This is a genomic window from Burkholderia sp. LMG 13014 (assembly GCF_905232215.1).
Lineage (GTDB): Bacteria > Pseudomonadota > Gammaproteobacteria > Burkholderiales > Burkholderiaceae > Burkholderia.
The window spans coordinates 1-6,927 of the sequence record NZ_CAJNKE010000314.1; the positions used below are offsets into that span (position 1 = coordinate 1).

Here is a 6,927-nt window from a genome sequence, read left to right on the forward strand (position 1 = left end):
GACGCCGTCGATCGTGACCTGCCACGCGCGCACCGTCTGCCCGGGGCCCGACTGCGGACGCAGCCGCAACCGTTGCAGGGCATGGGTGGCTTGATCGTCGAACTGATAACGCGAGATGTGTCGGATGGCGAGTCGCATGGCAAGTCTCAGTCGAAGTTGTAGGCCTGGGCGATTTCGAGCCCGAGGCTGTTGTTGCGGCCGATGAAGTCGGTCAGGAACTCGTGCAGGCCGCTCTTGAAGATCCGCTCGACCGAGGTGTCGGACAGCATCTGCAGGATCTTCGCGGCCGTGTCGTGACACGGATGTGTCACGCCGTAATCCTTCGCGAGCAGGTTCAGGCTCGACACGACGCGCCCGTAGCAGTAGCGCAGCGAGCGCGGCATGCGGCCGTTCAGGATCAGGTAGTCGGCGATGTTCATCGGCTTGTACTGCACGTCGTACACCCAGCGGTACGAACGGTGCGCGGCGACGCAGCGCAGGATCGTCTCCCACTGGTAGTTGTCGAGGATCGTGCCGACGTGCGACACCGACGGCAGCAGCAGGTGGTATTTGACGTCGATGATCCTCGCGGTGTTGTCCGCGCGCTCGACGAACGCGCCAATCTGCGCGAAATCGAAGATTTCGTTGCGCAGCATCGTGCTGTAGAAACTGCCGAGGATCAGCGCGGTTTCGCGCTTCACCTGGTCGAGCACGGCCGGCAGTTCGCTCTCCGGCACCGGCTGCGCGAGCGCGCGGCGCAACGCGAGCCACGCGCCGTTCACGCTCTCCCACGCCTCGCGCGTGAGCGCCGTGCGCACCATCCGCGCGTTCGAGCGCGCGGCCTCGATGCACGACAGCACGCTCGACGGGTTGTCGCGGTCGCGCAGCAGGTAGTCGGTCACGGTATCGGCCGCATACGCGTCGTATTTCTGCCGGTAACCGTCGTCCGTGCCCGAGCTGACGAGCACCGACGACCATTCGGCCGGCGCGTCGGACGTACGCGTAAGCGCCATCCGCAACCCGGCATCGACAATGCGCGCGATGTTCTCCGCGCGCTCGATATAGCGGTACATCCAGTAGAGACCGCTTGCAGTACGTCCCAGAAGCATCTCGTGTCCACTCCGTCTTCGTTCGGTTGGCGCGCCGGTTCCGGCGCGCGCGGTCGCGTCCGGCTCAGTCGGCCAGCACCCAGGTGTCCTTGGTGCCGCCGCCCTGGCTCGAGTTGACGACGAGCGATCCCTCCTTCAACGCGACGCGCGTGAGCCCGCCCGGCGTGATGCGGATCCGGTCCGACACCAGCACGAACGGCCGCAGGTCGACGTGGCGCGGCGCGAGGCCGGCTTCGGTCAGGATCGGCGTCGTGGACAGCGCGAGCGTCGGCTGCGCGATGTAGTTCGCGGGGCGCGCGCGCAGTTTCGCGGAAAACGCCTCGAGCTCGGCCTTCGACGCGCACGGCCCGACCAGCATCCCGTAGCCGCCCGAGCCGTGCACTTCCTTCACGACCAGCTCGTCGAGATGGTCGAGCACGTACTTCAGGCTGTCGGCCTCGCCGCAGCGCCAGGTCGGCACGTTCTCCAGCAGCGCCTTGCGGCCCGTGTAGAACTCGACGATCTCCGGCATGTACGAGTAGATCGCCTTGTCGTCGGCGATGCCGGTGCCGGGCGCGTTCGCGATCGTGATGTTGCCCGCGCGATACACGTCCATGATCCCCGCGACGCCGAGCACCGAATCGGGGCGGAACGTGAGCGGGTCGAGGAACGCGTCGTCGACGCGGCGGTACAGCACGTCGATCGGACGGAAGCCCTCGGTCGTGCGCATCGCGACGCGGCCGTCGACCACCTGCAGGTCGCTGCCCTCGACGAGATGCACGCCCATCTGGTCGGCGAGAAACGAATGTTCGTAGTACGCGGAATTGTGGATGCCGGGCGTCAGCACGGCGATAGTCGGGTTGTCGGCGTTGCCGCCCGGCGGGCACACGGCCGCAAGCGACTGGCGCAGCATCTGCGGATAGGTCTCGACCGGGCGCACCTTCACCTGCTGGAACAGCTCGGGGAAGAGCTGCATCATCGTCTCGCGGTTTTCCAGCATGTACGACACGCCGGACGGCGTGCGCGCGTTGTCTTCCAGCACGTAGAACTCGTTCTCGCCGGTGCGCACGATGTCGACGCCGATGATGTGCGTGTAAACGTTTCCGGGCGGCCGGAAGTCGATCATCTCCGGAACGAACGCTTCGTTGTGCGCGATCAGGTGCTTCGGCACGATGCCCGCGCGCACAATTTCCTGGCGATGGTAAATGTCGTCGAGGAACGCATTGAGCGCCATCACGCGCTGCTCGATGCCGAGCGACAGCCGGCTCCATTCCGCGCCCGAGATGATGCGCGGGACGATGTCGAACGGAATCAGCCGCTCGGCGGCCTCCGCGTCGCCGTAGACGGCGAACGTGATGCCCGTCTTGCGGAACACGCCTTCCGCGTCGTGGGCTTTCTGGGCGAGGCTCGCGGGATTCTGCGTGTCGAGCCACTGCTTCAGGCGCGCGTAGGGCGCCCTTACCATGTCGCCGGATTGCAGCATTTCATCGAATGGCTTCATCGATCTTTTCTCCATCGATCGTTTTCCCCGGCATTGCGCATGCCGGACCGGCGTAACGACTGCGTCGCAAGGAACGTGCCTTGCGCGATCCCCTCGATAATCCCCCCTTTTTGCGCCGCGCCAGGCACGCCTGCGCGGCATGACGCACCACGGCGGTGCAGCACCCGGTGCGACGGGCGACGACGGTGCGTCGCAGGCGCGCATGCCCCATGCTGCGCTGCGACTTTCAAACATAGTTCCCCCGCGTGTCACGAATGTGCAATCTGCACTGCACAAAAAACGGCCCGCCCGGGCACAGAAACGCACCGCAACGCAAGGATGGGAAGGCGGGCCGGTACGCGCACGGCGCAACCGGCCCTGGGGGGAAGTACCGTCTGCGGCCGCGCCGGCAGTTCGACGCGATGAACTGTCCGGTTAGCCGGGTCCGGCACCTCAACGCTATGCAGCCGTAATCCCGCCGACAATGCCCATGCATATTTCGACTGACACCCATCGAAAAAAAACATCGGGTCGCCGCATGCGAGGCGCGGTACGCTAGAACGTTCGTGCAGCGAAGCGGCGCCGCCCTTCAGGCGCCCGACTATAAAAAGCGAAGATCGAAATGGAAGCAAAGTGGCTGGAAGATTTCCTGAGCCTTGCGGATACCAAGAGCTTTTCCCGGGCCGCGCGTAACCGGCACCTCACGCAATCGGCATTCAGCAGACGAATTGCTGCACTCGAAACCTGGATGGATGCGAAGCTGGTCGACCGGAGCATCAACCCGATCACGCTGACGCCGGCCGGCCAGATGTTCCGCGGGCTCGCCGCGGACATCCTGCGCAGCATGTATGCGGCGCGCAATCTCGTGAACGGCTACGACCAGTTCGCGGCCAGCGACCAGGTCGTGCGTTTCGCGGTCGCCCACACGCTCGTCTTCACGCTGTTTCCCGAATGGCTCAAGCAGCTCAACGGCGAGGTCGGCCACGTGACCGCGCGCGTCAACGCGGTAAACGTGCCGGAAGGCGTTCAGCAGCTCGTCGAGGGCGAATGCGACCTGCTGCTCGGCTATCACCATCCGCAGTTGCCGATCGTGCTCGACCCGAACCACTTCCCGTTCGTCAGCCTCGGCGTCGAACGGATCCTGCCCGTGTCGACGCCCGATGCGCGCGGCAAGCCCGTGTTCCAGCTGCCGGGCACCCCCGACGCACCGCTGCCGCTGCTCGCGTATTCGTCGGGCGCGTTTCTCGGCAACATCGTCGAGATGCTGCTGCTGAATGCGACCGAGCCGTACGTGCTGCACCGGTGCTTCGAGACGCACATGTCCGAGGCGTTGAAGGGCATGGTCGTGGCCGGGCACGGAATTGGCTGGCTGCCGGAAAGCTGCGTCGCGAAGGAGCTCGCGGAAGGCACGCTCGTGTGCGCGGGGGCCGGCGACTGGATCACCGAGCTCGAAATCCGCTTGTACCGGTCGGCCCGCAAGCGCGGGCTCGCGGCCGAGCAACTGTGGACCTACATCATGAACCGACCGCGCGCGGCGGTCGACGGTGCCGTCGGCGCGACCGAAGCAGCGGCCGCGCCGGCGATGCGCATCGCGCGGCGCAGCGCGGGCGGCAGCCGCTGATCTTCGCGTTCCAGTCGTGCCTGCCGACGTAGCAGGCGTGGTTGCGGCGCGGTTGCCGTGTCGGACCATCGCGTACCCGCCCGCTTCCACGTCGCGCCGCTTCGCGGCGAACGCGGCCGCCCTTTCAACGGCCATCAATCGGCAATCCCTGTACAGCCCGAAAAATTACTGCACCAGACCCGCAATCAATACCAGACGAATCGCAAACGTTTGCATATTGACGTCCAATTTTCACGCCCGCCGTTTCACGATCCGGATATTCCGCCTGATTATTCGGCGAGAAATACTCTGTTACACAACAAATCAAAAGTTTCGATTTTCCCGCGACAATCCAAAATATCAAAAACGTCGCACCCTCATTTCGAATTGCGCAACCTGTATCCCGCCCGTCATCAATTCATCGCGAACACAGCCGCAAAAATTCCTTTTGTCAGTCGTTACTTTTCGGCATGAACGTCGATACCTCCGACGTGATTCAAAGCGTGCGCGATCATTGCTACCGAAAATCAATATTCATATCTGGCAAGATCGACTTTCTTCATCGGTAAGCGAGTCAGACAAATCCATCGCTATCCTATTTAAATAGGATATTTCGCCCCGTCCCATTCAGACCACACGCGGTTGTTGGTTCAAAAACCGTCGTGTATCAATAGCGTGTCGTAAAAAGAACGCAGGCAAATCTGACTCGGAATAAATGCGCGCCATTGATTCCGGACGGGAGGTTGCAATGTCTTCCTCGTTTCGACAGCATGCTCGCCCTTTCCTCAGCGCCATCATCTCCGCGCTCTGCATGAATGCGGTGGCCCAGACGCCCGCGTCCCAGCCACCCGCCCCCGCACCCGGTCCCGGCGCGGGCCGCTACGTCATCTCGTATATCTGCGGCGATGCGCGGATCGACGGTACCGCACCGCTTCCACCCGACGGCCGTCCGTACAACCTGGGCGTGTCGTTTGCTTCGGCCCAGACGGGGCAGCCAATCGCCAACGTCCAGGTACGCCTGCGGCGACATGGTCGCGTACTCGTCGAATTCAACGCATCCGGGTCCCGTTGCCTGTTCAGCGTGCCCGATGCGAGCTACCGGGTCGAAGGAACCTATCAGGGCGCGACCCAGTTCGCGATCGTCGAAACCGGCGCACTGACCACGCAGTTGAAATGGTGAACGCCACCCGACCCCACCCGATCGCGTCTTACATCGCAACGTATCGAATCGAGGAGCGTTGAATGACTCGTGCAGAACGACAGGACGACTCGCAGGCCTACCCGCCGCAACCCTCCTGGGGCCCGGGCAAGAACGCGGCGCTCAGCTTCGTCGCGTTCGCCGCGATCTTCGGCATCTTCGCGTACGCCGAACGGGACACGACGGTCGGCCATCCGAGCGTGACGCACGACATCTCCGGTGTGATCGGCACCGCCGTCGGGAAAACCCGCCAGGCAATCGTGACCATTGCGTCGCGCGCAACCGGCGCGTCCGGAGCCTCAGCCGCGCCCGGGCCGGCCCCGACACGTGTGCAGGACACGCCGCTCACGCCGCCGCTGCAGGTAGCGTCGGCTTCGGCGGCACCCGAGATATCCACCGTGCCGCCCGTCACGCTCGCGGTCGAACCGGAAGCCGCACCGCAACCCGCGCCCCGTGCGGTCGCGAAACACCGGCGGTCGTCGCATGCGCCGCCCGTGTGGCTCGCGGCCGGTACGCGTCCGGCACCGGCCTACGGTCGCGCCGCCACGCGGTACGGCGCCGCGCATCGCACGCCGCATGCCGACACACTGGCAGGCACGAGCAGGCGCCTGGACTTCGCGCCCAGGCCCCGGCCGTATCGCACCGACACCGTGCACATGCAGACGGCAAGCGTCACGCACGCCGAACTGGAAAGTGCACGTGCGCTGGCGAAGGCGCGCTCGTGCGCCGTGATCGACGAATGGAACTGTGTGGAGCAAAACGCGAGCCGGGTGCTCGCGATCGACCCGAAGAACAGCGAATCGCGTGCGTTGCTTGGGCAAGCGGTCCGCAACCGGCTGTAAGCCGGATTCGCATCGCCGGGCACTCGCCGCCCGGCCGCGCGATGCGCGACGACGTGCGTCGTCGGGCGTGCGACCGATGTGATCGTTTCGAAAGGAGGACACCTCGTGGCCAACAATCGTCAACCACCATGCTCGACCGTCGCTCCGTCCAACCGGCGGATCCTCCTGCATGCGCCGCTGGTGTTGCTGCTCGTCGCGTCCGGCCCCTGCTTCTCCGCCGACGGCGATGCGGAAGCGGGCGGCGTCAACGCAATCGCCGGGACCCGCGACGCGCCGGATGCATCGCCGCGCGCGATGCAGCCAACGGTCGTGTCGATCCAGATTGCCGACGCTGCGAGCGCTCCGCCCCCTCATGCACCGACGCAGATCGCACAGGCTTCGGATGCGTCGATGCAGATCGCGCAGGCGTCGAGCCCGCTGCAGCCAACCACGGTCGTGGTGGAACCGGACGCACCGAAATCGAGCGACCCGGTGCCGGACGCGCGATCGCGGGATACGCCCGCACCGGTCGCGCACGCAACGGAAGCGACGATGCTGCTTGCCCAGGCCGAGAACGCCCAACCGCCCGATGCGCCGACGCGCCCCGCGTCGACCACGTCCGACCCGTCTGCATCCCCTTCACCGGCACCGGTCGCACCGGCTTCGGACACCCCGCCGAAAGTCGCACAAGCCGCGCCCACCGCGCCGTCGAATGCGCCGACGCCAACCGCGCAGACCTCCGGCACCCCGATGCCGAACGA

General features: G+C 65.3%; 7 protein-coding genes and 1 pseudogene. 5 read left to right on the plus strand and 3 right to left on the minus strand.

All coding sequences use genetic code 11. The features are described 5' to 3' along the window. The 3 genes from JYJ84_RS24345 to JYJ84_RS24355 form a co-directional block, all read right to left on the minus strand. A partial coding sequence (locus JYJ84_RS24345; RefSeq protein WP_275890743.1) for a transglutaminase N-terminal domain-containing protein occupies window positions 1-138 on the minus strand: 138 nt, incomplete at its 3' end. Window positions 139-146: 8 nt separating this feature from the next. Continuing rightward, window positions 147-1,088: an alpha-E domain-containing protein gene (locus JYJ84_RS24350; RefSeq protein ID WP_043183282.1), complete on the minus strand. Its 942-nt coding sequence runs from the start codon at window positions 1,086-1,088 to the stop codon at window positions 147-149. 64 nt (window positions 1,089-1,152) lie between these two features. Further along, complete coding sequence (locus JYJ84_RS24355) at window positions 1,153-2,568, minus strand: circularly permuted type 2 ATP-grasp protein (protein WP_175222551.1); 1,416 nt, start codon at window positions 2,566-2,568, stop codon at window positions 1,153-1,155. A 601-nt stretch (window positions 2,569-3,169) separates the two neighbouring features. Here JYJ84_RS24355 and JYJ84_RS24360 point away from each other — a divergent pair. The 5 genes and pseudogenes from JYJ84_RS24360 to JYJ84_RS24380 form a co-directional block, all read left to right on the plus strand. Next, window positions 3,170-4,168, plus strand: a complete 999-nt coding sequence (locus JYJ84_RS24360; RefSeq protein WP_174956509.1) for a LysR substrate-binding domain-containing protein — start codon at window positions 3,170-3,172, stop codon at window positions 4,166-4,168. Window positions 4,169-4,225: 57 nt separating this feature from the next. Next, window positions 4,226-4,621: a hypothetical protein gene (locus JYJ84_RS24365; protein ID WP_174956510.1), complete on the plus strand. Its 396-nt coding sequence runs from the start codon at window positions 4,226-4,228 to the stop codon at window positions 4,619-4,621. Window positions 4,622-4,895: 274 nt separating this feature from the next. Further along, window positions 4,896-5,327, plus strand: coding sequence for a hypothetical protein (locus JYJ84_RS24370; protein ID WP_122949408.1), 432 nt, complete (start codon window positions 4,896-4,898; stop codon window positions 5,325-5,327). A gap of 62 nt (window positions 5,328-5,389) precedes the next feature. Beyond that, complete coding sequence (locus JYJ84_RS24375) at window positions 5,390-6,187, plus strand: hypothetical protein (RefSeq protein WP_175222550.1); 798 nt, start codon at window positions 5,390-5,392, stop codon at window positions 6,185-6,187. 105 nt (window positions 6,188-6,292) lie between these two features. Continuing rightward, window positions 6,293-6,927 (plus strand): annotated as a pseudogene (locus JYJ84_RS24380) (biofilm secretin PgaA); the annotation flags it as partial.